Source organism: Pseudomonas sp. NPDC090755 (assembly GCF_044769005.1).
Taxonomy (GTDB): domain Bacteria; phylum Pseudomonadota; class Gammaproteobacteria; order Pseudomonadales; family Pseudomonadaceae; genus Aquipseudomonas.
The window spans coordinates 1-22,336 of the sequence record NZ_JBIVXC010000013.1 but is presented as its reverse complement, the minus strand read 5'-3'; the positions used below and the strand labels follow the sequence as shown (position 1 = coordinate 22,336).

Annotated in this window: 18 protein-coding genes; 11 read left to right on the top strand and 7 right to left on the bottom strand. The window is 62.0% G+C overall.

Annotation, left to right across the window (positions count from 1 at the left end; genetic code table 11):
- Positions 1–152 precede the first annotated feature (152 nt).
- The gene (locus ACIQUS_RS18620; protein ID WP_403049520.1) at positions 153–458 is read left to right on the top strand and encodes a DUF2288 domain-containing protein; all 306 of its coding nucleotides are present in this window, start codon (positions 153–155) and stop codon (positions 456–458) included.
- A 209-nt stretch (positions 459–667) separates the two neighbouring features.
- On the opposite strand, the gene ACIQUS_RS18615 is transcribed toward ACIQUS_RS18620, so the two are convergent.
- Positions 668–2,851 (bottom strand): hypothetical protein, encoded by a 2,184-nt coding sequence (locus tag ACIQUS_RS18615; protein ID WP_403049517.1) that lies wholly within the window; start codon positions 2,849–2,851, stop codon positions 668–670.
- Between the two features lie 200 nt (positions 2,852–3,051).
- Here ACIQUS_RS18615 and ACIQUS_RS18610 point away from each other — a divergent pair, with 200 nt between their 5' ends.
- Complete coding sequence (locus ACIQUS_RS18610; RefSeq protein ID WP_403049514.1) at positions 3,052–3,939, top strand: NAD(P)-dependent oxidoreductase; 888 nt, start codon at positions 3,052–3,054, stop codon at positions 3,937–3,939.
- On the opposite strand, the gene ACIQUS_RS18605 is transcribed toward ACIQUS_RS18610, so the two are convergent.
- A complete protein-coding gene (locus ACIQUS_RS18605; protein ID WP_403049511.1) occupies positions 3,839–6,112 on the bottom strand; it encodes a putative bifunctional diguanylate cyclase/phosphodiesterase in 2,274 nt (757 codons plus the stop codon). The genes ACIQUS_RS18610 and ACIQUS_RS18605 overlap by 101 nt on opposite strands.
- A 303-nt stretch (positions 6,113–6,415) precedes the next feature.
- Entirely contained in the window at positions 6,416–9,262 is a 2,847-nt protein-coding gene (gene rapA, locus ACIQUS_RS18600; RefSeq protein WP_403049508.1) for an RNA polymerase-associated protein RapA, read from the bottom strand.
- Between the two features lie 182 nt (positions 9,263–9,444).
- On the opposite strand from rapA, the gene ACIQUS_RS18595 reads away from it, so the two are divergent.
- The 6 genes from ACIQUS_RS18595 to ACIQUS_RS18570 all read left to right on the top strand — a co-directional run bounded on the left by ACIQUS_RS18595 (position 9,445) and on the right by ACIQUS_RS18570 (position 13,507).
- Positions 9,445–9,774: an aspartate-semialdehyde dehydrogenase gene (locus tag ACIQUS_RS18595; RefSeq protein WP_403049505.1), complete on the top strand. Its 330-nt coding sequence runs from the start codon at positions 9,445–9,447 to the stop codon at positions 9,772–9,774.
- A 77-nt stretch (positions 9,775–9,851) separates the two neighbouring features.
- The gene (locus ACIQUS_RS18590) at positions 9,852–10,013 is read left to right on the top strand and encodes a hypothetical protein (protein ID WP_403049502.1); all 162 of its coding nucleotides are present in this window, start codon (positions 9,852–9,854) and stop codon (positions 10,011–10,013) included.
- 135 nt (positions 10,014–10,148) lie between these two features.
- Positions 10,149–10,265: a cytochrome c oxidase subunit CcoM gene (gene ccoM / locus ACIQUS_RS18585; protein ID WP_285864926.1), complete on the top strand. Its 117-nt coding sequence runs from the start codon at positions 10,149–10,151 to the stop codon at positions 10,263–10,265.
- Between the two features lie 179 nt (positions 10,266–10,444).
- A complete protein-coding gene (locus ACIQUS_RS18580; protein ID WP_403049498.1) occupies positions 10,445–12,433 on the top strand; it encodes an FUSC family protein in 1,989 nt (662 codons plus the stop codon).
- A complete protein-coding gene (locus tag ACIQUS_RS18575; RefSeq protein WP_403049495.1) occupies positions 12,420–12,626 on the top strand; it encodes a DUF1656 domain-containing protein in 207 nt (68 codons plus the stop codon). Before ACIQUS_RS18580 ends, ACIQUS_RS18575 begins: the two co-directional genes overlap by 14 nt.
- Positions 12,627–12,637: 11 nt before the next feature.
- Positions 12,638–13,507 carry an efflux RND transporter periplasmic adaptor subunit gene (locus tag ACIQUS_RS18570; protein ID WP_403049492.1) on the top strand — a complete coding sequence of 290 codons (870 nt, stop codon included), beginning with the start codon at positions 12,638–12,640 and terminating at the stop codon, positions 13,505–13,507.
- Here the strand turns inward: ACIQUS_RS18570 and ACIQUS_RS18565 are convergent, their stop codons facing one another.
- The gene (locus tag ACIQUS_RS18565) at positions 13,508–14,266 is read right to left on the bottom strand and encodes an SDR family NAD(P)-dependent oxidoreductase (protein WP_403049489.1); all 759 of its coding nucleotides are present in this window, start codon (positions 14,264–14,266) and stop codon (positions 13,508–13,510) included.
- Between the two features lie 117 nt (positions 14,267–14,383).
- Between ACIQUS_RS18565 and ACIQUS_RS18560 the strand changes: the two genes are divergently transcribed.
- Both ACIQUS_RS18560 and ACIQUS_RS18555 read left to right on the top strand, forming a co-directional pair.
- A complete protein-coding gene (locus ACIQUS_RS18560) occupies positions 14,384–15,289 on the top strand; it encodes a LysR family transcriptional regulator (RefSeq protein WP_403049486.1) in 906 nt (301 codons plus the stop codon).
- Between the two features lie 118 nt (positions 15,290–15,407).
- Entirely contained in the window at positions 15,408–15,731 is a 324-nt protein-coding gene (locus tag ACIQUS_RS18555; protein ID WP_403049483.1) for a DUF2025 family protein, read from the top strand.
- Positions 15,732–15,932: 201 nt separating this feature from the next.
- Here ACIQUS_RS18555 and ACIQUS_RS18550 read toward each other — a convergent pair whose 3' ends face one another.
- Positions 15,933–18,515 (bottom strand): EAL domain-containing protein, encoded by a 2,583-nt coding sequence (locus ACIQUS_RS18550; RefSeq protein WP_403049480.1) that lies wholly within the window; start codon positions 18,513–18,515, stop codon positions 15,933–15,935.
- A gap of 56 nt (positions 18,516–18,571) precedes the next feature.
- Positions 18,572–19,648: a diguanylate cyclase gene (locus ACIQUS_RS18545; protein ID WP_403049477.1), complete on the bottom strand. Its 1,077-nt coding sequence runs from the start codon at positions 19,646–19,648 to the stop codon at positions 18,572–18,574.
- 126 nt (positions 19,649–19,774) lie between these two features.
- On the opposite strand from ACIQUS_RS18545, the gene ACIQUS_RS18540 reads away from it, so the two are divergent.
- The gene (locus ACIQUS_RS18540; RefSeq protein WP_403049474.1) at positions 19,775–20,875 is read left to right on the top strand and encodes an MBL fold metallo-hydrolase; all 1,101 of its coding nucleotides are present in this window, start codon (positions 19,775–19,777) and stop codon (positions 20,873–20,875) included.
- A gap of 3 nt (positions 20,876–20,878) precedes the next feature.
- Here ACIQUS_RS18540 and ACIQUS_RS18535 read toward each other — a convergent pair whose 3' ends face one another.
- Positions 20,879–21,769 carry a formate/nitrite transporter family protein gene (locus ACIQUS_RS18535; RefSeq protein ID WP_403049471.1) on the bottom strand — a complete coding sequence of 297 codons (891 nt, stop codon included), beginning with the start codon at positions 21,767–21,769 and terminating at the stop codon, positions 20,879–20,881.
- Positions 21,770–22,336 lie beyond the last annotated feature (567 nt).

Sequence of the window (22,336 nt, the reverse complement as noted above, 5' to 3'; positions counted from 1 at the left end):
GAAACTTACAGGAAAGCGGCCTGGTCTTGCCCGGTTACGCGCAGCAATCCTTGGCTTTCAAGTCCTTTTCGATCAATTACTTATTTGAAACCGGGTTTTTCTGCAAAAATACCGACCTCTTACAGTAGTCGAATTATTTCTGGCAGGAACCCATGACTGATCAAGCAAGCACCCTCTATGCCAAACTGCTCGGTGAGACGGCAACAATCGAGTGGAAAGCCTTGGAGCGTTTCTGGGCCAAGGGTGACCTGATTTGGGTCGACCCGACCCTGGACCTGATCGAAGTTGCACAGGCAATGGCCGAGAATCGCAGTGAAATCGTGGCTGCATGGCGTAATGCTGGCACTGTCGGCCCGACCACCGCGGAGCAGGCACTAGACCTCCAGAGCCGCGATCCAGAGATCTGGGCGGTGGTGGTTTCGCCGTTCATCGTGATTCAGGAAAAGAAAAAAAGCTGAGCGCGCCCTGAATTGGTGCGCGAAAACGCACAGGCAGGCGGTTCTGGTGCGTGAGAGTGTTCAGGCAGGGTGACTGTTGGTAACAGTCACCTTGAGTTGAAAGGGGGCGGTAACAGTCGGTGCTGCCCTCATCGCCAGCTACGCTGGCTCCCACAGGGGATCGTGGGAGCCAGCGTAGCTGGCGAAAGGCCGTAAGGCTGCCCGCTTAGTTAATAGTCCACCTTCCCGGTGTGACTATTGAGCGAGATCACCCGCGTCTTGCCAATACGGTGACGGTAAATTTCCCGCAGATACTTCACCGCTTTCTTCACGCATTCCCTCGACAGGCGAATGTCGTTGATCGACACGAACTTGCTCTTGTCGTTGATCAGCTCACGGTACTTCTTCTCGTACATCGGTTTGATCGCGTACCAGTTGGTGTCGAGGATTTTCGCCGGGTTCTCGAATTCGTTGAGCAGGTCGTCGATGCGATCCTCATCGAAGGTGTCGCTGGTGATGAACTCCAGCACCGCGTTGTCCAGGGTGTCGTCGAAACGGTACGGGTTGCGGGCGAAGCAGCGTTTGATGAACGCCACGATCAGGGTCAGGAAGTCATCCGACAGGCACGGGCTCTTGGCGATCAGGGTCGTCAGCGAAAGGTTGGCCGAGGCGCCGATCACCAGCGCATAGCGCTTGAGCGTGGTGTTGGGGAACAGGCTGTTGAGGTGGGTCTTGAGCCGGTTCAGGTCCATGTAGGACAGCTTGTAGTCCTTGGGCAGGGAGACGATCGACACCACCGACGAGCAATTCTTGAAGAAATGCAGGTCGTGCAAGGCCGCTGCGTCGTAACCGGAGGCCTTGTACTGCTCCAGGGCCGCCCGATAGCGCTTGGACTCGATCGGCAACAGGCTGATGCCCTCGATCGCCTGGGTCACCTTGTTGAAGTGCGGCAGGTCGATGGAGCGGAAGAACAGGTCGTCGATGTCCAGGCGCGGCTGATCCTTCTCGAACACCTTGAACTTGTCCGAACCCGGGATCGGCTGTTCCGGTACCACCGACTCGGCATAGGCAATGGCCACGGGGCCGGCCAGGCTCATGAACAGGTCGTTGGCATCCAGGCGGATGGTTTCGCCGATGTCGATGCCGGCGCGACGGAAGTAGTTCTGGTCGTAGTCGGTGGTGACCGCCTGGGCGGTGAGGATGTTGAAGATCTGCTGGGAGATGTACTGGTTGGCGTGCTTCTCCATGGCATTGACATCGATGTTCTGGATGTTGCCGTCATCGTTCTCTTCGGCATAGCGCATGATGTCGTTGGAGATCAGCATCATCGCGTTCCAAGGGCGGATGCGACCCATGACGCTGGCTTCGCTGCTGTCTTCGTTGTCGAAGTTATAGGAAAAGTCCCACTCCTCGGACAGGTACTTGCACAACAGGCGCCCGGCGTTGATATGCAGCGCCTCCGACATTTCACTGCGGTGATCGGAAATGTTCGGCAGCACGCAAATGCCGCTGGTGAAGATCGGCTCGAAGACGAACGAGTGCCCGCTCTTGCCGTCATTCTCGTCGGCCGGCTTGGTGTCGAAGGTCTTGTTCATGTAGGAGTACTGCTGGGCCAGGCCGAACTCCGAGGCCATGCCCGAACCGGTGCCGCCCCCAGCACTGAAGATATAGAAGTACAACCGTGACTGGTTGGCCTTGATCCCGCAGGAGTCGATCAGGTAGGAGTGGATCAGCTTCCAGTCGGTGCTGGAGAAGCGATGGGTCTCCTTGTTGAGGATGATCTTGGCCAGGTACTGGCCCAGGATCGGCGCGTTGCCTGCACCGCCGGCATGGACTTCCGACAGGTCCATGATCTTCATCTTGCTGTAGTCGCGAATGAAGCCGCTTTTTTCGCCCTTGCGCGAGAAGCGGATGCGGCCGGCAATGTCTTTGTCCAGGTCACCGAGCATGACCAATGGTTCGACCAGGAACACCGGCTTGCTGCCCTTGTTCTGCACCAGACGCAGGTTGTTGCGGATCCAGCGTGCCGGGCTGTAGGACGGCTCGTTGGCAACCCGGTCATCATTATTGAATTCGTTGAGGTAGAAGGTGCGGGCGTTGTATACAAGTTCCGCAACATCCAGGGCAATATTCGACCCGCAGCGACCCAGGCCGATCAGGCAAACGGAAGGAAACTGCTGGTCCAGGCGCAGCTGGCTTTCTCCCTCGACGTGGACACTGGGTGGAAACACCAGGTCGCGCAGGCCGTCGAGGTTGTCGAGGATGCGCTGGATATCGCCCTCGGTGAAGTACAGGTACTGCTGCGGGTTGAGTGCCCGCGGGCTGTAGAATTCCCTCGCCCCTGAGAGGCTGGACGCGGGAGTTGATGACGTCAGCTCGGAAACTGCGTTGGCAGAAGTAGTCTTGGAGGTCATTTTGCGCCATTTGCCTGGGGGTGGATGGCTGTTCTAGTAGATATCATAGGGCCATCACTGGATAAGTTTCGCGACTGTATCAGTGCGCATCTGGCGTGAGCGATAGGGGTTACCCTAGTGCCGAACAGGAGTTTTCCTAGTCACGCCTGACAACTGAATCGTCCAATCAATCAACTTCTTTAATCTGCCTGGAGCTGTACATGAGCACTGCACGTCCTTCGCTGGGGTTTGCCGGAATCGGTTTGATGGGGTTGCCGATGTGCCGGCGGTTGCTGGCGGCGGGGTACCCGCTGACGGTCTGGAACCGTTCGCCGGACAAATGTTCGGAACTGGTCGAGGCCGGTGCCCGCCAGGTGGCGACGCCTGCCGAGCTGTGTCAGTCCGCTGACGTGGTGATGCTGTGCCTGGCTGACACCGCCGTGGTACGCGAGGTGGTGTTCGGTGCCGACGGTGTGGCCAAGGGCGCCAGGGCCGGGCAGTTGCTGGTGGACTTTTCCAGCCTGGAGCCGACCGCCACCCGGGAAATGGCGGCGCAGTTGAAGGCACTCAGTGGCATGGCCTGGCTCGATGCGCCGGTGTCAGGCGGCACGCCCGGGGCCGAGTCAGGCAGCCTGGCGATCATGGTCGGTGGCGACGCGGCTGATCTTGAGCGGGTGCGCCCGGCCTTGTCGACCCTGGGCCAGCGGGTAACCCATATGGGGCCGGTGGGGGCAGGGCAGGTGACCAAGGCCTGCAACCAGATGATCGTCGCCTGCAATGCCCTGGTGATTGCCGAAGTGGTGGCGCTGGCCGAACAGTCCGGCGTCGATGCCAGCCTGATCGCCGAAGCCCTGGCCGGTGGCTTTGCCGATTCGAAACCCTTGCAGATCCTCGCACCGCAAATGGCCGAAAGCCGCTTCGAACCGGTCAAGTGGCATGTGCGGACCTTGCTCAAGGACCTGGACACGGCCGTGAAGTTTTCCCGCGAGCAGGGATCGGCGACGCCCCTCAGCGGCCTGGCCGCACAGCTGATGCGCCTGCACGGTAGTCAGGGCTATCTGCAAAAAGATCCGGCAACCTTGATTGATCTGTACCGGCGTAAGGATTGAAGTCGCTCACCCGCGGCTCGCGCTGGTCCAGTTCCTTGAGCAATGGGCGCAGATCTCCCAGCGGCAGGGGACGGCTGAGCAGGTAGCCCTGGGCGAAATCGCAGCCTTGCTGGGCAAGGAACTGGTACTGGTCCAGGGTTTCCACCCCTTCGGTGATCACCTGCAAGTGCAGGGTGTGAGCCATGATGATGATTGCCTGGACAATTTCCATGTCCTGGGGGCTGCGGGGCACATCCTGGATGAACGAGCGATCGATCTTCAGGGTGTCCAGGGGCAAGCGCTTGAGGTAGGCCAACGACGAGTAGCCGGTGCCGAAGTCATCGATCGACAGCGAAACGCCCAGGGCACGAATGTCCTTGAGCAGGGCGATGGTACTGTGGATATTGCCCATCAGGGCGTTTTCGGTGACCTCCAGCTCGAGTTGCTGAGGGCTCAGGCCTGCCTGTTGCAAGGCATCTTCAACTTCCCTGGCCAGTTCCTCGCGGCCCAGGGTCAGCGCCGAGCAGTTGACCGTGACCCTGAGCCCGTCATGACCATGGCGACTGAGCTGGGCCAGGTCCTGGCAGGCATGGCGCAGCACCCAGAGATCGAGGTCGGTGATCAGGCCGTTGGCTTCGGCGATGCCGATGAAGCGATCCGGACTGAGCAGGCCGTGTTGCGGGTGTTCCCAGCGGACCAGGGCTTCGAGCTTGGCCACCTGGCCGGTATGCAGGTCGAAAATCGGCTGGTAGTGAATCCGTAGTCCGCGCTCTTCGAGCAGGGCGATGCGCAGCTCTTCTTCAAGTTGCAGTTCCAGGGTGGCGCGGGTCTTCAAGGTGGTGTTGAAGAAGTTCAGGCTATTGCGCCCGCACCCTTTGGATTGATACAGCGCCAGGTCGGCATTCTTGAGCAGCTCTTCACAGCTGCGACCGTCGTCGGGAAAGATACTGATGCCAATGCTGGTGGTCATGACCATTCGCCGCCCGGCCAGGTCGATCGGCTCCTTCATTTTCTGCATGATGCGCTGGGCCAGGTGCCGGGCCTCCTCACGGCTGTGCAGGGCGGTCAGGATGCAGAACTCGTCGCCACCGAAGCGCGCCACCACATCCTGGCTGCGGGTTGCGGCCTTGATATAGCCGGCGATGACCTTGAGCAGTTCGTCGCCGGCGTCATGACCGAGGCTGTCGTTGATGCGCTTGAAATGATCGATGTCGAGGAACATCACGGCCAGCATGCCCTCGTTGCTCGACTGCTCGACCAGGCGTTCGGCAAACACCTGGTTGAAGCCGCGGCGATTGATCAGGTTGGTCAGGGCGTCGTAGTGCGCGGCTTGCTGCAGGGACACCCGGGCCTGGTCCAGCTGGCTGAGCAGCACATTGACCCGGCGCAGGTCGTGTTCCTTGCTTTGCAGTTTCTGGTCGGAGAGGGCGGCGCTGATGCTGCTGGCGCTGATCAGCAAGGTGATCAGGGCGATGGTCAGGCTCAGTTGCAGGCTGTTGTCGGCGGTGGGCAGGGTGACGCTGGCACCGGAAGGAATGACCAGGGTCAAGGCCCACATGCCGGTGAAATGGGTGGCGAAGATGCCGCCGGCCATCAACAGGCTGGCGCCGTATTTGAGCAACTGGTGGAGGGTGCCGCTGCCATAGCGGAAATAGCGAGCCAGCAGCAGGGCCATGAGACTGGTGCTGATGGCAACGGCAATGGACGCCAGGAACCTGTCCGGTTGATAGAACTGCTGGGCGTTCGATTGAATGGCCGTCATGCCGATGTAGTGCATGGCGACGATGCCCAGGCCGATGCAGGTGGCGGCCTGGAGGAAGTGACGTGCTTGCAGCTCGCGGTTGCCCAGGGTGTTCATCGCCAGCCAGCCGGCGAGCAGCATGATGATCAGCGACACCCCTGTGAGGGTGAAGTCGTAATGCACCTCGATCGGCGCCTGGAACGCCAGCATGCAGATGAAATGCAGGGCCCAGACGCCCCCGGCCAGGCAGCAGGCGCCGAGCAGGCGCCATTGTCGCTGGGCAGCCGGTTGGTCAACGTGGTTCAGGCGCTCGGCCATGCTCAGGGTGGCGAAACTGCCGGCACCCGCCACCAGAAGGGCAAGCATCACCAGATAAGGGTTGTACTTGCACTCAAGAATGATCTGGCCGGTAGACGGCAAGTCGGCGAGCATTTCCAGGCCCAGCCACTCCATAGCATGCCTCTTATTCGAGTGTTCACTCGTCCCCCAGAAGCCTGTCTGGAGACTGTTCAGCAGCAGTATAGAAACGGAGGATTAACCCATCCTGATTAATGGCACATTGACTTCTACGATTTGGTCATTGAGCCAATAGCGAAGGGTTCTAAAACAGTGAATGGTTACAATTTCCCGGCATCGCTGGGTAAAGAGAAGGGCACGGGGAGGGGGTAAAAGCAATAGGTGCGGGAGTTGGGGAGTTCATCGCCGGCGATGTCGGCTCCCAGGGGGAGCTGGCATCGCCGGCGATGAAGGCAACGCTTAACCGGCGACCAGCACCCGGATCGCTTCCAGACGCAAGGCGGCCTTTTCCAGCATCGCCAGGCCTTGTTCGCGCTGCTTGCGCAGGGCTTCGATCTCGCTGTCGCGCACGGTCGGGTTGACCGCTTGCAAGGCGGTCAGGCGCGCCAGTTCTTCGTCGGTTTCGGCGGCCAGGCGGCTTTGGGCCTGGGCTACCCGTTCGGCATGACGGGGCATGACCTTGGCTTCACCGCTGTTGATCCGTGGCGTCAGCACGTCGCGCTGGGCCTGGATGAACTTGTTGGCACTGGCCTTTGGCACGCTTTCGAGCTGGTCGTTGAGGGTCTCGAAGGACACCCGGCCGGCCAGGTCGTTGCCATTGACGTCGAGCAGGCAGCGCAGCGCGGCCGGCGGCAGGTAGCGGCCCAGTTGCAGGGAACGCGGAGCCACGACTTCGCTGACATACAGCAGTTCGAGCAGCACGGTGCCTGGTTTGAGGGCCTTGTTCTTGATCAGCGCAACCGCAGTGTTGCCCATGGAACCGGACAGCACCAGGTCCATGCCGCCCTGGACCATCGGGTGCTCCCAGGTGATGAACTGCATGTCTTCACGGGACAGCGCCTGGTTGCGGTCGTAGGTGATGGTGACGCCTTCGTCGTCGCCCAGCGGGAAGCTGGCGTCGAGCATTTTTTCGCTCGGTTTGAGGATCAGGGCGTTTTCCGAATGGTCTTCGCTGTCGATGCCGAAGGCGTCGAACAGGGTTTCCATGTAGATCGGCAGGGTGAACTGGTCATCCTGTTCGAGGATCGCCTCGACCAGTTCCTGGCCTTCACCGGCACCACCGGAGTTGAGTTCGAGCAGGCGGTCGCGGCCGCTGTGCAGTTCGGCCTCCAGGCGCTCGCGCTCGGCGCGGGCCTCGTCGACCAGGGTCTGCCACTCGCCGTCATCTCCGCTTTCAAGCAGCGGCAGCAGGCGCGGACCGAACTGGTGCTGCAGGGCGTTGCCGGTCGGGCAGGTGGCCAGGAAGGCATTCAGGGCCTGGTCGTACCATTGGAACAGGCGCTCTTGCGGGCTGTTCTGCAGGTACGGCACATGCAGTTCGATGGTGTGCTTCTGGCCGATCCGGTCCAGCCGGCCGATACGCTGCTCGAGCAGGTCGGGGTGGGACGGCAGGTCGAACAGCACCAGGTGATGGGAGAACTGGAAGTTGCGGCCTTCGCTACCGATTTCCGAGCAGATCAGCACCTGGGCGCCGAACTCTTCGTCGGCGAAGTAGGCGGCGGCGCGGTCGCGTTCGAGGATGCTCATGCCCTCGTGGAACACCGTGGCCGGGATGCCGGAACGCACCCGCAGGGCGTCTTCCAGGTCCATGGCGGTTTCGGCATGGGCGCAGATCACCAGGACCTTGACCCGCTTGAGCATCTTCAGGGTGTCGATCAGCCAGTCGACCCGCGGGTCGAAGCGCCACCAGCGCTCCTCTTCGCTGGCATCGCCCTGGGACTGGAAGGCCACCTCGGGATACAGCTCGGCGTGCTCGCCCAGCGGCAGCTCCATGTACTGATCGGGGTTGGCCAGCGGATAGGGGTGCAGCTTGCGCTCAGGGAAGCCCTGAACGGCGGCGCGGGTATTGCGAAACAGCACGCGGCCAGTGCCGTGACGGTCGAGCAGTTCGCGAATCAGGCGCGCGCTGGCCTGGGTATCGCCATCGCTGATGGCCGCCAGCAGGGCTTCGCCTTCGGCGCCGAGGAAACCTTCGATGGTGGCGTGGGCCTTGGTCGACAGGCGACCTTCGTCAAGCAGCTCCTGGACCGCTTCGGCCACCGGGCGATAGTTTTCGCTCTCGGCGCGGAAGGCGGCCAGGTCGTGGAAACGGTTCGGATCGAGCAGGCGCAGACGGGCGAAGTGGCTGTCCTGGCCGAGTTGCTCGGGGGTGGCGGTGAGCAGCAGCACGCCCGGGATGACCTGGGCCAGTTGCTCGACCAGGGCGTACTCGGGGCTGACCTGCTCCTCATGCCAGACCAGGTGGTGAGCCTCGTCGACGACCAGGAGGTCCCAGCCGGCGGCGAACAGCGCGTCCTGGGCCTTTTCGTCTTCGGTCAGCCATTCCAGGGCGACCAGGGCCAGTTGGGCATCCTCGAAGGGGTTGCTGGCATCGCTCTCGATGAAACGCTCGGCATCGAACAGGGCGACCTGCAGGTTGAAACGCCGGCGCATCTCTACCAGCCACTGGTGTTGCAGGTTTTCCGGGACCAGGATCAGTACGCGGCTGGCACGGCCCGAGAGCAGCTGGCGGTGGATCACCAGGCCCGCCTCGATGGTCTTGCCCAGGCCTACCTCGTCGGCCAGCAGTACCCGTGGCGCGATACGGTCGGCGACTTCCCGGGCAATGTGCAACTGGTGGGCGATCGGTTGCGCACGGGTGCCACCCAGGCCCCAGAGCGAGGATTGCAGCTGGCGGCTGGTGTGTTCCAGGGTGTTGTAGCGCAGCGAGAACCACGGCAGCGGGTCGATCTGGCCGGCGAACAGACGGTCGCTGGCCAGGCGGAACTGGATGAAGTTCGACAGCTGGGTTTCCGGCAGGGTGCAGGCCTGGTTCTGGCCATCGAGGCCGTGATAGACCAGCAAACCGTCGACATCGTCGACCTCGCGCACGGTCAGCTTCCAGCCCTCGAAATGGGTGATCTGGTCGCCAGGCGAGAAGCGCACCCGGGTGAGCGGCGCATTGCGCAGGGAGTACTGGCGGGTGTCGCCAGTGGCCGGGTAGAGCACGGTCAACAAGCGGCCATCCTGTGCCAGAATGGTCCCCAGACCCAGCTCGGCTTCGCTGTCGCTGATCCAGCGTTGCCCCGGTTGATACTGCTGCGCCATACTGCCTGACTCCCGCCATGAAAAAGCCGACTATCTTAACGGATAGGACTGTACAGACCAAAGAGTCTAGCAATATCAGCAAAGAAAACCGTCGAGCCCGGCCATACCCCCGACTTTTCGGTGGGCCTGGCTCAAGGTCGCAGCCCCATGGCCGAAACACTGGCGACAGGAGATCACCCCCCATGCTGCCGCCCATCATTCCGCTCAGTGCCGCCCCCGTGACCTCGCAACTGGACCCGGTCAAACCGACCCCGGACATCAAGCCGGTGGTACCTGCGCAACCGGCCTCCAGCGAAGGAGCCATCGACTTCAAGCAGCGTGACCCGGAAAAGTCGGCGCTGCTGTTGCGCGAAGAGCAGCGTCGCCAGCAAGGGCGGCGTCAGCCGGGCAAGGAAGAGGAGCGTTATCAGGCGCTGCCGGGGGATGAAGTCAATGCCGACAACACCGTGCCGGTCGCGCCTCTGATGGATGAACCGTCGCGCCAGGGCCTGCTGGTGGATATCGAAGTCTGAAGATAGGCCCTGTACTGGTCAGCATCGGCAACAGGCTTCATTATGAACGCATCGCAGCCCGCTTCCTGAGCCAGACCATGAGCCAAGATGACAACCTGATCGACCTCGGTGCCGAACGCGCCCGGCGAATCCATGACCTCAACGATAAACGCCTGAACGAAGTGCGCCAGGCGTTCGAGCAGGCCATGCCCCTGGGCAAGACCAAGAAGAAGTCCAAGGGCAAACCCAAGAAACGCTGAAAAACTTGATGCAGGTCAAGCCTGCACCCGCCTCGCGCGTCCGGTTCCGGGCGCCATTGACCTCGGTCAATTTCTTCACGCCAGCCATTCGATACCTTGAACCCATCAGACAGGTGCAGGCGAATGGAGGCCGACATGTTCTTCGATAATGTGGTTATCGCTGGAGTAATTACCGTCGGCCTGATGCTGTGTTTCTTTGTCGGTTTCGGAATTTTCATCTGGAAGGACTCGGTCAAGCGCAAACAGCGCTGATCCTTCCAGTACACGGGCACGCAAGGCATTTGGGGCGACTTCGGTCGCCCATTTTTTTTGCCCGCCAGAAACCTTTCAGCACGACTGGACTTTTAATAGTTAGCTAGCTAATAATCTAGCTTCGATCCTTTCCCGCCATCCTGACTATCTTTACAGCACAAGCTCCCAAGGTTCATTCCGTGCCCATCACTTTGCAGGCCCTGCTGGCGCCGAACAAACTCGCCGTGCAATTTGCCATCAAGACCTTGCTGGGTGGCGGCCTGGCCCTGTGGCTGGCGTTGCGCTGGGGGTTGGAACAACCGGCCTGGGCATTGATGACGGCGTTCATCGTCGCCCAGCCGCTGTCGGGGATGGTGCTGCAAAAGGGCCTGGCGCGACTGTTCGGCACTCTGGTCGGGACCTTCATGTCGGTGGTGTTCATCGGCCTGTTCGCCCAGACCCCCTGGTTGTTCCTGCTCGCCCTGGCGCTGTGGCTGGCCCTGTGTACCGCATGCTCGACCCTGCTGCGCAGTGCCTGGGCCTATTCATTCGTGCTGGCAGGCTACACCGTGGCGATCATCGCCTTGCCGGCGGTCGATCATCCGCTGCAGGTGTTCGACCAGGCGGTGGCGCGTTGCACCGAAATCTGCCTGGGGATTGTCTGCGCCACCGCAACCAGCGCCTTGCTCTGGCCCTTGCGGGTTGAACAGCAACTGGGCGGGCAGGCGCGCCAGGCCTGGGTGAGCGGCTTGCAGGCGGCCAGTGCGACCCTGACCGGCGAAGCCCAGGCGCGCAAGGGGTTGCTGGAAATCCTCGGACGGATCGTCGCGGTGGATGCCCAGCGTGAACATGCCTGGTTCGAAGGCCCCCTGGGACGCCAGCGTGCCCGGGCCGTTCGCGGGCTGAGCCAGAAACTGCTGATTCTCCTGCGTATCGCCCGTTCGGTGCGACGTCAGTGGCAGCAACTGGACGAAGCTCAGGCGCTGCACTTACAGGCCTGGCTGGATGGGGTCCATGATGCCCTGGCCGCCCCTGAGCAAGAGGCGCTGTTGTCACTGCGCCAGCGTGTGTGGGAGGCGGCGCACGACGACAGCATCAGCCAGGCCGAACACTACTGCCTGGCTCGCCTGACCTTGTTGCTGGACAACGCCGTGGCAGCCACCCTGGCCCTGCGAGCGGTGGAGGAGGGCACAGCGCCTGCGGATGTCCCCGACAGCCTTGCCGTGCACCGCGACGTGCCACTGGCATTGCTGTTCGGCTCGCGCAGCGCCCTGGCCTTCCTGGCCATGGCCGGCTTCTGGCTGGCCACCGCCTGGACCGCGGCCCCCGGTGGGCTGGTGCTGACCTGTGTGGTCTGCAGCCTGTTCGCCAGCCGCGAGAACGGCGCCCAGATCGGCATGAGCTTTTTGCGCGGCATACTCCTGGCGATTCCCGTGGCCTTTGTTGTCGGGCAGATCCTCCTGCCGCAATGGAGCAGCTTTGCCATGCTGTGCATGGGCATGGGGGTTCCGCTGTTCTTCGGGGCCCTGGGCATGGCCAACCCGAAAATCGGCGCCACGGCCACCTCTTACTGCTTGCACTTCATCGTCCTGGTGGCGCCGCTCAATACCATGCAGTTCGGTGTCGCTACTTTTCTCAACAGCGCCCAGGCCATGATGATCGGCGTGGGGGCGGCAGTGCTGGCGTTCAAACTGCTGGTGCTGCGCAACCCGGCCTGGCATGGCCGGCGCTTGCGTGCGGCAACCCAGGGCGACCTGGTACGCCTGACCCGTCGCGACCTGCGTGGCGCGGAAACCTGGTTCGGCGGGCGCATGGCCGATCGCTTGCTGCAACTGGCCCGGCATTACACTGCGCTGCCAGAGCAGGAACGCGGTCGCTGGGACGATGGCGTGCATGGCCTGGACATCGGCGACGAGTTGCTGCACTTGCGCCTGTGCCTGGCCGCGGCCCAGACGCGAGTGGTGACGGCTGAGCGTGAGTACCTGCAACAGCTGGAGACGGTATTGGCGCGCGGACCTGCGCCGGGCAGGGAACAGCGCCTGGACAGTGCCAGCGAAGCGTTTATCGAAGCCTTGCAACAGCAGCCCCCCAGCGATGCGCTGCGTTTGGCAGTAGGGGCGGTACTGCAGTTGCAACGCAGTTGGGGCAAGTGGTGCCGACGGTTGGAGGACATCCATGGGGTTGCGTGAGTGGGGGCTGGGCGGTGTGCTGCTCAGTCCGTTTCTGATCTATGTACTGCTGGCTCTGGCGTTGACCGGTGCGGTCCGCCTGCTGTTGCGCCTGACCCCATTGGGGCGCTGGATCTGGCATGAAGCCTTGTTCGACTGTGCGCTGTTCATTTGTGTATTGACCCTGGTGACCCTCGGCCTGGGGCCTTTGTAAGGAGTGTGATCATGCGTGCATTGGTGCGTATCGCGGTAACCCTGGGCCTGGTGGCGGTGGCGGTGTTTGCCGGCTGGAAACTCTGGCAGTACTACATGCTCACCCCCTGGACCCGCGATGCCAGAATCCGCGCCGACGTGGTGATCATCGCCCCCGACGTGTCAGGCTGGGTGCGCGAACTCAAGGTGCACGACAACCAGCAGGTCAAGGCGGGCGACCTGCTCATGTCGATCGACCGCGATCGTTTCGAAGCCGCCCTGGACAAGGCCAACGCCGTGGCCGAAACCCGCCAGCAGCAGCTGCGTCTGCGTGAACACGAGGCCTCCCGGCGTGCAGCCCTCGGCCCCCAGGCGATCAGCGCAGAATTGCGCGAGAATGCCCAGATCAATGCCGCCGTGGCCCGCGGCGAACTTCGCCAGGCCCAGGCCGAAGTCCAGTCGGCGACCATCAACCTGGCGCGCAGCCAGGTCAAGGCACCGCGTAGTGGTCATATCACCAACCTGCGCCTGGCCGAAGGCAACTACGTCAATGCCGGGCAGTCGGTGATGGCCCTGGTCGATGATTCGACGTTTTACGTCCAGGCCTATTTCGAAGAAACCAAGCTGCCGCGCATTCGTGTCGGCGACCCGGTCAAGGTCTGGCTGATGAGCGCCGGCGAGCCCATGCAAGGGCATGTCGAGAGCATCAGCCGCGGCATTACCGACCGTAACGCCAACCCCGACAGCCAGCTGCTGGCCGAAGTCGAGCCAACCTTCAACTGGGTGCGCCTGGCCCAGCGCATTCCGGTGCGGATCAAACTCGACGAGGTTCCTCAGGGCGTGACCCTGAGCGCCGGCATGACCGCCAGTGTGCAGGTGCGCGAAGACCAGGCCCGGCGCTGATCAGAGGAACATGCCCCCGGATACTTCCAGGCGCTGGCCGTTGATCCAGCCACCACCATCGCCCAGCAGCAGGGCCACGGCGGCGCCAATGTCGTCCGGCAGGCCGACGCGGCCCAAGGCGGTGTTGCTGGCGATAAAGTCATTGACCTCGGCATTGTCACGTACCACGCCACCGCCAAAATCGGTCTCGATGGCGCCGGGGGCCAGGATGTTTACGCGAATGCCGCGCGCGCCAAGCTCCTTGGCTTGATAGCGGGTCAGCACTTCCATGGCGCCTTTCATGGCCGCATAGGCGGCGTAGCCGGGCAGGGCGAAGCGGGTCAGACCGGTGGAGATGTTGACGATCCGCCCCTGGTCGGCGATCAGCGGCAGCAAGCGTTGGGTCAGGAAGAAGGGGCCCTTGAGCTGGATGTTGCACAACTGGTCGAACTGCGCCTCGCTGGTCTCGCTGAACGGCACATGGATACCGATGCCGGCATTGTTCACCAGAAAATCCAGCTGCTGGCGGCCGAAGGTCGAGGCCAGGGTCTGGCGCAGGCGTTCGGCGAAGTCGGTGAAGCTTTCGCTGTTACTCACGTCCAGTTGCAGCATGGCGGCGCGTACGCCAAGTCGTTCCAGCTCGGTCACCAGCGCCTGGGCTTCCTGCGCCTTGCTGTGGTAGGTGCCGATGATGTCGATACCCTGGCGCGCCAGGTGCAGTGCGGTGTTCTTGCCCAGGCCTCGGCTGGCGCCGGTGATCAATGCGATAGTGCGACTCATGGTCTGTACCTCGGGAGCGGTGGGAGTCGAGGAAAGTCTATTGGTCGGCCAAGTGCTGATAAATCCGAAAATTTCGGAAATACTGGTCGGTATCAGCGAACAATCGGGCCTGCCTTAATGAACAAGCTGGAGTTGTTGCGTACCTTTGTACGGGTCAGCGAGCTATCCAGTTTCACCCTGGCCGGAGAAAGCCTGGGCCTGCCACGCTCGACCGTGTCCGAACAGATCCGCGCGTTGGAGCACCTGCTCGGCACGCGCCTGCTCAATCGCACCACGCGGCGAGTGCAGGCGACCCAGGACGGCCTGCACCTGTACGAGCGTAGCAAAGACCTGCTGGCGCGCATGGACGAGATCGAAGGCTTGTTCCACAACGAATCGGCGGCGCTGAGCGGGCGCTTGCGCATCGATCTGCCGACTTTGATGGCGCGGCGCATCATCCTGCCGAACCTGCCGCAGTTCATCGCACGTCATCCGGGCGTGGAGCTGGAGATCAGCTGCACTGACCGACAGGTCGATCTGTTACGCGAGGGCTTCGACTGCGTGCTGCGCATCGGCGAACTGAGTGACCTGGACCTGGTGGCCCGGCCCCTGGGCAGCCTGACGCAGATCAATTGCGCAAGCCCCGGCTATTTGCAGCGCCATGGCGTTCCCACTGGCCTTGCCGACCTGCACCAGCACCAGTTGATCCACTATGTGAGGAACCTGGGCAACCGCAGCCCCGGCTTCGAGTACCTGCAAGCGGGCGAGTTGCAGGTCCAGCCCATGGCCGGGGCGATCACCGTCAACAGCACCGAAGCCTACGAGTGTGCCTGCCTGGCCGGACTTGGCCTGATCCAGGCCCCCGGTGCCGGACTGCAGGCCTACCTGGACAGCGGCGAACTGGTGCCGGTGTTGACCGATTTCGTGGCACCGTCCCTGCCGGTGTCGCTGCTCTACGCCCGGCAACAGCATGTGCCACACCGCGTGCGGGCGTTCATGGACTGGCTGCAGGCGCTGCTTGGGCCTCACCTGGCCAATCCGTGAAAAATCCATACCCGCGGCCTGCGTATTTCCTTTAACCTTGGTCCTTCGAGCCGCTCCACCAGAGAGTGGCCAACCTTGCCCCGCGTGCCAGATCCCTTCCGTTCACGTGAGGTTTGACATGCACATCACATCCCAGGACATCTGCGCCGCCGCCGACCAGCTCAAGGGCTTCGTCGGATTCCACCGCAAACTTGGCAAGCATATCGTGCGCTTCAGCGAAGACGCCTTCGGAATGGACGTCGCCGATGACAGCATCACCCCCAGCAGCGAATTCGTCTGGAAGGCCAGTGACGGCGAGGTCATGACCTTGAGCCGGGCACTGATCGAAATCCTCCTGGCACAGAACGTCGATGAACGCCTCAACGTCAGCGAACCGTTGCGGGTTTACCTGCGCCGCCGTGACCTGCCGGAAATCGCCGCGCATCGCCGCTTGCGGGCATAAGCCGGGTAGGAGCTGGCGAAGCCTGCGATCGACTGCGCAGCAGTCGCAATCCGGTCACCTCGCTGGACCAGGCATACCGGGGCGGTCCGTTGTTGTGGCCGTTTCACGGCCGATCGCAGCCTGTCGGCAGCTCCCACAGCACCCTGACAAAGCCAGCAATCTCAGTAGGAGCGGGCTTGTCCCGCGATGGCGTGTTGTCAGTCACATCGCATCGCGGGGCAAGCTCTTTCCAACATGCAGCAGTTGCTCGAAAGCCTGCTTGTCGACCGGTTTGCTCAGGTAGAAGCCCTGCACTTCATGGCAATGCTCCTTGCCCAGGGCCTTGAGCTGCTGCTCGGTTTCCACCCCTTCGGCGGTGACGGTCAGGCCCATGGCCTTGCCCAGGTTGATGATCGCCTGGACCACGGCCTTGTCGTTGCTATCACTGTTCAGGCCGGCGATGAAGCGCTTGTCGATCTTGATGCTGTCGAACGGGTAGGTGCGCAGGTAGCCCAGGGATGAATAGCCCGTGCCGAAGTCATCCATGTTCAGGCGCACGCCCAGTTCCTTGAGGGCGGTCATGGTGGCCAGGGCGCCTTCGATGTCGTTGAGCATTACGTTCTCGGTAATCTCCAGCTCCAGGCGCTGCGCCGGGAAGCCGGTGTCGACGAGAATCTTGTAGACGTCGCTGACCACGTCGCTACGCGAGAATTGCGCCGGTGACAGGTTGACCGAGACCAGCAGGCTGTCGGGCCAGCTGCGTGCGGTCTCGCAGGCTTCGCGCAACACCCAGCGGCCCAGGGGCACGATCAGGTCGGTCTGCTCGGCCAGCGGAATGAAAGTGTCCGGACCCAGCAGGCCTTCCACGGGATGCTGCCAACGCACCAGGGCTTCGACCGAGACGATTTCCAGGGTTTCGAGGCGATAGCGGGGCTGGTAGTGAAGGACGAACTCGTTGTTTTTCAGCGCCTTGCGCAAGTCGTTTTCCAACTGGCGGCGGTGCTGGATCTGCTCGTTCATTTCCGGCGAGAAGTAGCGCCAGGTGTTCTTGCCATCGGCTTTGGCCTGGTACAAGGCGATATCGGCACAGCGGATCAGTTCCCCGGCATCGAAGCCCTGCAGGCGGGTCTGGGCAACGCCAAGGCTGGCGCCGATATGCAGCATCTGTTCCTCGTAGTGGATCGTCTGGTGCAGGTTGTCGATCAGGCGGGCGCAGAAACGGTCGATCTCATTGCGGCTGTCCATGCCGTTGAGGACCAGGACAAATTCGTCGCCCCCCAGGCGCGCCACCAGGTCCTTGTCGCGGGTCGACTCGCGCAGGCGCGCGGCGACCTCCAGCAGGACCGCATCGCCGGCGGCATGGCCCAGGGAGTCGTTGATCGGCTTGAAGCTGTCCAGGTCCAGTAGCAGCAGGGTCAGGGGCGTGGCATCCGGACCCTTGAGCAGCGCCTGTTCAAGAAAGCGCGACAGCTTGTTGCGATTGGCCAGCCCCGTCAGCGCATCGTGCATGGACAGGTGCTGGATGCGGGCATGAGCGGCCACTTCATCGGTGATGTCGCTGGCCGTGCCACGAAAGCCGGCCAGTTTGCCGCCCAGGATGATCGAGCGCGCCGAGACCCGGCAGAAGCGCAACTGCTGGTTCTGGTCACGATAGGCGCAGCGCAGGTTGGCCATCTGTTGCGGATCCTGGTCGGCCTGGTTGTCCAGCCAGAGCGTCAAGGGCGTGGTTTCGCAGCTGAGCAACTGGTTGATCGGCTGGCCAAGCCAGTCTTCGGTCGTGTAACCGGTCACGGCAACGAAGCGCTGGGAAAGGTAGCTCAGGCGGTGGTGACGATCGGTTTCCCAGATCCAGTCCGAGGCGGCCTCGGCCACGGCGCGAAATCGTTGCTCGCTGGCTTCCAGGGCCTGGTTGCTGGCCTGCAGGCGTTGCAGGCTGCTGTCGATTTCCCGCGTGGTGCGCAGGGCATAGCGGAAGAAGTAAACCATCAACAGGCCCAGCACCAACATGGCGCCCAGTAGCGGCGGCAGCACGGCCCACAGCAACTGGTCACCCGGGCGCGGCGTGAGCCATTCCAGGCGATAGCCGGTGTCGCCCAGTGGGAGGCTCGAATCGTCTGCCGGCAGATCTCCGGTCTTTTCGATGCGCATGCCCTGCAAGCCGGCCCCGGCGCCCAGCCTGGCGAGCTTTTCCGGGGTCAGCTGGTCGACGAAGATCATCACCGAGGTGGTCTGCGGATCGATACCCAGTTGTTCGTCGTCGGGGCGGATCGCCGCGGCCACCAGCACCGCCGGCCAGCCGTTGAACAATACGTGGCGGGTGATCTGCTGGCGCTCGGCGGCAACCCCTCGGGCCTGGGCAATGATCGGCGGCAGCGGGTCCTCTATATAGGTGCTGGCCGGCGCTGTACTGAGCAGGCCTTTGAACAGGGCGTACTTGGTGGTTTGGTCATCCACCACGAACACCCCCTCGAAACCGCTGGCGGTGTACAACGAGCTGCCGACGTTTTCCTCTTCGTAGGCCCAGTTCAGGTCCGCAGGACCGTTCAGGTGCTCGTAGGCCGCATCCCACACGGCATAACTTGAGAGAAACTGCCGGGACGCCTCAAGTCGCTGCTCCAGCGCCTTGTGTGCATAGAAGCTGCTCTGATCACGCGCGTTGGTATTTAGGGTGGCGGCGATGTTGAACAAGGCCCCGAGGGCAATCAGGCACGCCAGGGCGAACAACGCCGCGATACTGGCGATGAGTTTGCGCGTCTGCAGGCGGGGGTGTGGGCGGGTAGGCGAAGCCTCGACAATCCTGTCCATACGCTTGCTGTCCTTGGTGAGTTGCGCCGCGACGGTCAAGCCGCGGGGGCGAACGTTCAGTCAGGATAGGCCAGCTTCAGCGTGGTGAGGTCCGAATGGGCGAAATTGACCTGATTGCGGCCACTGTTCTTGGCCGTGTACAGGGCCTTGTCGGCTGCGTTGAGCCAGGCCTCGGGGTCCGCCAAGGTCGGTTGGCAGCTGGCCAGGCCGATGCTCAGGCTGATGTGCAGCTCCGGCAATTGCGGATTGCGGTAGCTGCCAATCCGCTCACGCAGCCGCTCCATGGCCTGGCGAGCCTGCTCCAGGCTGGTGTCGGGCAGGATCAGGCAGAACTCGTCGCCACCGTAACGCCCCGCCAGATCGTCACTGCGCAGGCTGCGCTTGAGCTCGTTGCTCAACTGGGTCAGGACACAATCGCCGACCACGTGTCCATAGGTGTCGTTGATGGCTTTGAAGTGATCGATGTCGATCAGCGCGATCACTGCCTGGCAGCACTCCTGCTGGCAAGCCTGGAACCTGAGCTGCAACAGGTCTTTCCAGGCGCCGTGGTTGAACAGGCCGGTCAGGCTGTCGGTACGGCTCAGGGCACTCAGGCGGTGCTTGTGTTCGGCAAGCTTCATTGCCAGGCGGTAACAGACCCAGCCGACGGCCATGGGGTACAGCGTCAGCATCGGCAGGCAGGCATAGACCTGGAGGGCGGTTGCCTGCAATTGCAAGCCGGCGCCGAATAGTGCGATGGAAAGCCCCGCACCCAACGCCTGGGCCAGCAAGCCCTTGAAGAACAGGCGCTGGCCCCCGGCGGCGACATTGTTCATCGCCATCATTGCCAGGATGGTTACGCTGGGCAGGGGGTTGAACTGCATGGTGGCGGTCCAGAAACCACCCATCAGTGAATCGGCCAGCAAGTTACGGTGTTCAGCGTGATAGGGCACGTCGGCGCGGCGGGCCAGTTGATAGGCCAGGTGTGGCCAAAGCAGACCATTGAACAGCAGCAGGCCCCACGTCCACTGCGCCGGGGCCAGGGTGGAAATTCCGGCCGCGACACTGAACATGCCGATCCCCAGGCCAATGATGCGCGGCAGGTATATTCTCCTGACGAACGAAAGTCCTTTGCCGCTTCTATTATCCATCATGGCTGTTGGTCTGTTCCGGGGCGCCGTTTATCGCATAAAACCGGTGAATATTGTTGAACAATCGAGCGCAATTGAAAAATGGCCTTACAAGCCATTTCACAGTTGATGCAACCACCTTGGGATACTATGAAACTCGCCCTTGTCCTTGGAGTGCTCATCCTCATGGCCCCGTTGTCTCCCCAGGCCGGTACACCCGCGCAACGCCAGGACGGGCGCTACCTCAACCAGCGCCCGATGCCCCAGGACAGCGTGCTGAAAAAACTGCGCATCGGCTTGAAATTCCTGGTGCTTGGCAAGCCGTCGGGCACCCGGCCCGATGTGGAGATTGCCGTACAGCCCCTGAGTCGGCAGCAACTGCTGGAGGCCCCCGATCGCAGCTTGTGGCGCCTGGGGCATTCCACGGTATTGCTCAAACTGCACGAGCGCTTCTTCATTACCGACCCGGTGTTCGCCGAACGCGCCTCGCCGGTGCAGTGGGCGGGGCCCCAGCGTTTCCACCAGCCCCCGCTCAAGCTCGACGAACTGCCGCCCCTGACGGCGGTGATCCTGTCCCACGACCATTACGATCACCTCGACGAGCAGGCGATCCGGCAACTGGCCGATCGTGCCGAACATTTCCTTGCGCCGATGGGGGTCGGTGACCTGTTGATCGGCTGGGGGGTGCCGGCTGCCAAGGTGCGGCAACTGGACTGGTGGCAGGAAACCCGGGTAGACGGCATTCGCTTCATCGCAACGCCGGCCCAGCATTTTTCCGGGCGCGGCCTGTTCGACAGCAACAGCACCTTGTGGGCGTCCTGGGTGATCCTGGATGAAAACCTGCGCCTGTTCTTCAGCGGTGACACCGGCTATTTCGATGGCTTCAAAGAGATCGGCGAACAGTACGGGCCGTTCGATATCACCCTGATCGAAACCGGCGCCTACAACGTTGAATGGCCGAATGTTCACATGCAGCCAGAGCAGAGCCTGCAGGCTCACAAGGATCTGCGCGGGCGCTGGCTGCTACCGGTGCACAACGGCACCTTCGACCTCTCGACCCACAGCTGGCACGAGCCTTTCGACCGCATCCTGGCCCTGGCCAACGCTGCCCAGGTTCCGCTCAGTACGCCGCAGATGGGGGAGCGGGTCAGTCTCGACCAGCCCCATAGCGGACCGGCCTGGTGGTTGCCCAAGCCACTGCGCCAGCAGCAGACCTCCGGCGAGCGTTCCATGGCCGTGAGGGAGTTGTAGGCGTCAGGCTTGCGAGCGTACGCCTTCCTTCTTCTTCTCTGGCGCAGGTAGCCGGGCAGGGGGCTTGCCGCTGTCACTGCGCACCTGGGCATGGCTGATCAGGGCAAAGATGAAGCTGCCGCCAATGATGTTGCCGACCAGGGTAGGGGCGGCGAAATCCAGCCAGAACACCTGCCAGCTGACCTCGCCGGCCCAGACCAGGTAGGACACCTCCACCGAACCGACGACGATATGGGTGAAGTCACCCAGCGCCATGAGATAGGTGATCATCAGGATGATCCAGATCTTCGCCTGCTCCATGGAAGGGATCATCCAGACCATGGTGGCGATCATCCAGCCCGAGATGATGCCCTTGGCGAACATCTGGCCAAGGTCGTTCTCCATCACCTTGCGCCCGACATCGAGAAAGGCCACGTCGGTCGTGCTGTCGAAGATCGGCAGGTGCAGCATGATGTAGGACACCAGTAGCGTGCCCGCAAGATTACCTAGTAGTACGACAGTCCATAACCGCAGCAGGCGACCGAGGTTGTTCAGCGTCGGCTCGGTCATGACCGGCAGGACGGCGGTCAGGGTGTTTTCGGTGAACAACTGCTGGCGGGCCAGGATCACCGCCAGGAAACCGGCCGAGTAGCCCAGGCTTGCGATCACCTGGCTGCTGTCGCCTTCGGGCAGGCGCGCATAGAACAGTCCCATGGCCATCATCGACAGGCCCATGCTCAACCCGGCGGCCAGGGCTGACCACCACAGTGCAGCGATTGTGCGCTCCAGTTCCTGATCGCCCTGGTAGCGAATGATCTCGTGCAACACCGCCGCGCGCGGTGGCTGGTTCTGAGTGACTTCCTGCTCTTCATCCGCCGACAGGCCCGGGGTCTTGGTGCTTTCGGTTTCGTTCATGGCAGTGGCTCGCGTGGGGTGCCTTTTGTTCAGAGCCATAAGGAGGGCGATTAGTTGCCGGGTGAAACAAAGTTGAAAGAGATGCTTGACGCCCCGATTTATCTCTCTATAATTCGCCCCACTTCCGGCGCAGTCGAAACGGAAAACTCCTTGAGAATCAACGAGTTGAATGTTTCAGGTGGTGCCGGAAGGGCTTCGATCGAAAGATCGGCAGCGGTGAAAAAAGGCAGTTGACAGCGGTTTGAAACGCTGTATAATTCGCCTCCCGCTGACGAGAGATCGCAGCGAGTCAAGTGGTTGAAGTTAAACGAAAAACTTCAAAATAAACGCTTGACACACTCTGAGGAAGGCGTAGAATGCGCGCCTCGGCTGAAGCGAAAAGCTTCAGCCAACGCTCTTTAACAATCGAATCAAGCAATTCGTGTGGGTGCTTGTGAAATCAGACTGATAGTCACAAAGATTATCAGCATCGCAAGTGACTACATGAGCAATCATATAGTTCATTTTGAGATTGCTGAGCCAAGTTTAGGGTTTCTTAAAAACCCAAGCAGTATTGAACTGAAGAGT

Coding starts and splice junctions, on each gene's coding strand:
- ACIQUS_RS18595 (WP_403049505.1), top strand. CDS start 9,445: ATGCTGCCGCCCATCATTCCGCTCAGTGCCGCCCCCGTGACCTCGCAA.
- ACIQUS_RS18550 (WP_403049480.1), bottom strand. CDS start 18,515: ATGGACAGGATTGTCGAGGCTTCGCCTACCCGCCCACACCCCCGCCTG.
- ACIQUS_RS18570 (WP_403049492.1), top strand. CDS start 12,638: ATGCGTGCATTGGTGCGTATCGCGGTAACCCTGGGCCTGGTGGCGGTG.
- ccoM (WP_285864926.1), top strand. CDS start 10,149: ATGTTCTTCGATAATGTGGTTATCGCTGGAGTAATTACCGTCGGCCTG.
- ACIQUS_RS18615 (WP_403049517.1), bottom strand. CDS start 2,851: ATGACCTCCAAGACTACTTCTGCCAACGCAGTTTCCGAGCTGACGTCA.
- ACIQUS_RS18575 (WP_403049495.1), top strand. CDS start 12,420: ATGGGGTTGCGTGAGTGGGGGCTGGGCGGTGTGCTGCTCAGTCCGTTT.
- ACIQUS_RS18555 (WP_403049483.1), top strand. CDS start 15,408: ATGCACATCACATCCCAGGACATCTGCGCCGCCGCCGACCAGCTCAAG.
- rapA (WP_403049508.1), bottom strand. CDS start 9,262: ATGGCGCAGCAGTATCAACCGGGGCAACGCTGGATCAGCGACAGCGAA.
- ACIQUS_RS18560 (WP_403049486.1), top strand. CDS start 14,384: ATGAACAAGCTGGAGTTGTTGCGTACCTTTGTACGGGTCAGCGAGCTA.
- ACIQUS_RS18610 (WP_403049514.1), top strand. CDS start 3,052: ATGAGCACTGCACGTCCTTCGCTGGGGTTTGCCGGAATCGGTTTGATG.
- ACIQUS_RS18535 (WP_403049471.1), bottom strand. CDS start 21,769: ATGAACGAAACCGAAAGCACCAAGACCCCGGGCCTGTCGGCGGATGAA.
- ACIQUS_RS18620 (WP_403049520.1), top strand. CDS start 153: ATGACTGATCAAGCAAGCACCCTCTATGCCAAACTGCTCGGTGAGACG.
- ACIQUS_RS18605 (WP_403049511.1), bottom strand. CDS start 6,112: ATGGAGTGGCTGGGCCTGGAAATGCTCGCCGACTTGCCGTCTACCGGC.
- ACIQUS_RS18545 (WP_403049477.1), bottom strand. CDS start 19,648: ATGATGGATAATAGAAGCGGCAAAGGACTTTCGTTCGTCAGGAGAATA.
- ACIQUS_RS18540 (WP_403049474.1), top strand. CDS start 19,775: ATGAAACTCGCCCTTGTCCTTGGAGTGCTCATCCTCATGGCCCCGTTG.
- ACIQUS_RS18590 (WP_403049502.1), top strand. CDS start 9,852: ATGAGCCAAGATGACAACCTGATCGACCTCGGTGCCGAACGCGCCCGG.
- ACIQUS_RS18565 (WP_403049489.1), bottom strand. CDS start 14,266: ATGAGTCGCACTATCGCATTGATCACCGGCGCCAGCCGAGGCCTGGGC.